Origin of the sequence: Streptomyces litmocidini (assembly GCF_014649755.1) — a bacterium.
Taxonomy (GTDB): Bacteria; Actinomycetota; Actinomycetes; order Streptomycetales; family Streptomycetaceae; genus Streptomyces; species Streptomyces litmocidini.
In genome coordinates, this window is record NZ_BMTQ01000084.1 from 1 (window position 1) to 555 (window position 555).

Genomic DNA, 555 nt, shown 5'->3' on the forward strand with positions numbered 1-555 from the left:
GGGGCGGGGAGATCTGACGGATGCCGAGTGGGAACGGCTGCGGCCGTTCCTGCCGGTCAGCAACAGGCGTTGTGGCAGGTGGCGGGATCACCGGCAGGTGATCGACGGGATTTTGCACCGGGTGCGGACCGGTGTTCAGTGGCGTGACCTGCCCGAACGGTTCGGGCCGTGGAAGACGGTCTATGAACGCCACCGCCTGTGGTCGGCCGACGGAACCTGGGAACGCCTGCTCCAGCAGGTTCAGGCCGAAGCCGACGCGGCCGGAGAGATCGACTGGGAGATCTCGGTCGACTCCACCATCGTGCGGGCACATCAGCACGCCGCCGGCGCCCGCACCGAACCACCGCCGGCTCCCGGCTCAAAGGGGGACGCGGCGGCAGAACACCAGGGCGAAACGCCGTGGCAGAGCCTCGTCGCCCGCCTGGTGGAGGTGGTGCAGGAGGTGAAGGCCTGGGCCGCTCGCGGGGCGGGTTCACCACCAAGCTCCACCTGAGCGCGGACGGCCGCTGCCGCCCTCTGTCCCTGATCGTCACACCGGGACAGCGGGCGGACTGC

At 70.3% G+C, this 555-nt stretch carries 1 pseudogene; it reads left to right on the plus strand.

Going from position 1 to position 555, the window contains the following annotated elements:
- Positions 1-555: pseudogene (locus IE180_RS36050) on the plus strand (IS5 family transposase); the annotation flags it as partial.